The 2,246-nt window shown below is 73.1% G+C and carries 3 protein-coding genes; 1 reads left to right on the plus strand and 2 read right to left on the minus strand.

Features of this window, described 5'->3' with window-relative positions:
* Nucleotides 1–254 precede the first annotated feature (254 nt).
* The gene (locus VIB55_RS12705) at nucleotides 255–587 is read left to right on the plus strand and encodes a hypothetical protein (protein ID WP_331877020.1); all 333 of its coding nucleotides are present in this window, start codon (nucleotides 255–257) and stop codon (nucleotides 585–587) included.
* On the opposite strand, the gene VIB55_RS12710 is transcribed toward VIB55_RS12705, so the two are convergent.
* Both VIB55_RS12710 and VIB55_RS25485 read right to left on the minus strand, forming a co-directional pair.
* Nucleotides 584–2,104, minus strand: a complete 1,521-nt coding sequence (locus VIB55_RS12710; RefSeq protein WP_331877021.1) for a fused MFS/spermidine synthase — start codon at nucleotides 2,102–2,104, stop codon at nucleotides 584–586. The genes VIB55_RS12705 and VIB55_RS12710 overlap by 4 nt on opposite strands.
* Nucleotides 2,076–2,234 (minus strand): flavin reductase family protein, encoded by a 159-nt coding sequence (locus tag VIB55_RS25485; protein WP_349263020.1) that lies wholly within the window; start codon nucleotides 2,232–2,234, stop codon nucleotides 2,076–2,078. The genes VIB55_RS12710 and VIB55_RS25485 overlap by 29 nt, the downstream gene beginning before the upstream one ends.
* Nucleotides 2,235–2,246 lie beyond the last annotated feature (12 nt).

Raw genomic sequence — 2,246 nt, forward strand, 5'->3', positions numbered from 1 at the left:
CGCCCCAGCACAGCCGAGGACGCACCCACCCCCGAAGTGTGCGGGCCAGTGTCGTTCGCCTGGGCCGCAGGATGACAGCGCCGGGCGCATCCGGCCTGTCCGGCGCGAGAGGCGCCGCCTTGTGAGCGCGGCGCGCGGCGGCTACGATTGTGGCCCCGGTGAACGGGCGAGAACCGCCCCCATGCACCGGTGTACCGACACCGCCGCCCGACGCCGCGGCCGCAGTCCCCCAAGCCGACCGAACCTACGCCATCATGGCCAAGAATAAGAAGCCCAAGATTTCGCCCGAAGAACGGCACCGCCAGCTTCAGGACCAGGTGCAGGCGCTTCCGTACGTGATCGCCGACTTCGAAGCCAAGGGCCAGAAGCGCAAGGCGTTCATGGTCAAGTACGTCGCCGGCCCCATCATCCGCATGATGAAGCGCCTGATGGACCGGCAGCGCTACAAGGGCACCGAGGGCCAGAAGCTCAAGCAGGCCGAGCAGATGAAGCGGCACCTGGAAATGCGCCGCAAGCAGGTGGAGTTCATGCAGGGCGAAATGGCGCGCCAGCAGAAAAAGGCGCAGAAGCGCAACAAGGCGCGCTAGTCCGCGCTGGCCGGCTCCACCCGCGCGCCGCGCTCCCGCTCCGGGGGTGCGGCGCGCGGCGCTTCGTCCCCGGGAGCCCGGTCGCGCAGCACCGCCGCGCAGGGCAGCCGCGGCCACTCGTCCGCCGGCCACGCATCGAAGTGCCCTGCCCGTGCCGGCAGCGAGGCTCCCGCCTCGGACGAGGCCGCCAGCAGGAAGTTCTGCCGCTCGGGATAGTCGCGCCCCAGCTGGTGGTACAGCCGCACCGCCGGGAAGACGGCGGCCAAGGTGTGCACCGTGGACCAGAACCGGCACTCCCCCACCCCCGCCGCCACCCCGATCACGTTCACCAGCACCAGCCCGCCCGGCTTCAGCAGCGCGCGGAACCCCTCCAGCGCCTCCACCGTCGCGAGATGCGCGGGCACCATCTCGTCGCCCCCGTACACGTCCACCACCAGCCGGTCGTAGCCGCCCCGCGGCAGGGCCGACGCCACCGCCCGCGCATCGCCGTGCAGGATGGCCAGCCCGTGCTCCGGCCGCAGCCCGAACCAGCGGTAGGCGGCACGGGTGATGGCGGGATCCAGCTCCACCACCGTGATCCGCGCCCCCGGATCGTCCTCCGCGATGCGCCGCGGCAGGGTGCAGGCGCCTCCGCCCAGGAAGAGGTAGGCGGAGCCATTCGAGGTGGTGTCGCGGAGCAGCCGCTCCGCCGCCGCGATGTAGCCGAAGGTGGGCGCGCCCGTGCGCTCCAGCTCGCCCGACTCCAGCTCCTCGTTCACGTACAGGCGCAGCTCGGGCTGGCGCTTGCCGCCGGGGTGTACCATCTCGGCGACGCGGACCACGCCGTACGGCGTTTCCTCTTCGTGAAGCACCCGCTCGCCGCCGGACGCCGCGACGGGCATCTCGCGGGGAAAGACGAGGGGAAAGGTGAGCAGTGCGCCCACCCCCAGCAGCAGCGGCCCGGGACTGAAGGCCGGGATCAGCACCAGCCCGCCCATCACTGCGCCGCCGGCCAGGCCCAGCAGCACGGCCAGCACCGTCTCCTCCACGCCGCGCGCGGCGGGCGAGCGGCCGGTGCGCTCATCCTCGTCTTCGTCTGCACCCGCGGCGTGGAACTCGGCGGACCAGGCGGTGAGCGCCGGGAGGAGGAAGCCGATGGCGTACACCGGCACGCCTACGAGGAACAGCAGCGCCAGCGCGCGCGCCGTGCCTCCGAAGCGCTCCCAGCCGAAGTGCACCCACAGCGTGCCGAAGCCGCCGGCCAGTGCCAGGGCGATGCCCGCGCCCACCCAGCGCCAGGTGGGGGGCTGGCCGGTGCGCGCGCCGGGCGAGCCGGCCCACACGCCGGCGGCGAGGGCGGCGGCAAAGGTGGCCACCAGCCCGCCCGCGGCCGAAAGCACCCCCTGCGCCTCGTACAGGATCAGGCTGCCGGCCGCGAACGCGGCGATGCCGAGCGCCACCCCGGCCAGGGCGGCGCGGGCCAGGACCCCGGTTGCGGGCCTGCGCGATTCAGTGGCTGAAACGGCCGTATCCTCCACGATAGTACAGCAGCGGGGTTCCTTCGCGCGCACCGGCGGAGAGCACTTCGCCGATGAAGATGGTGTGGTCGCCGCCGGGAAGGGCGGCGTGCACGCGGCAGTCCACCCAGGCCAGCGCGTCGTCGAGCACCGGCGCGCCGGT

This window comes from Longimicrobium sp. (assembly GCF_036554565.1).
Taxonomy (GTDB): Bacteria; Gemmatimonadota; Gemmatimonadetes; order Longimicrobiales; family Longimicrobiaceae; genus Longimicrobium.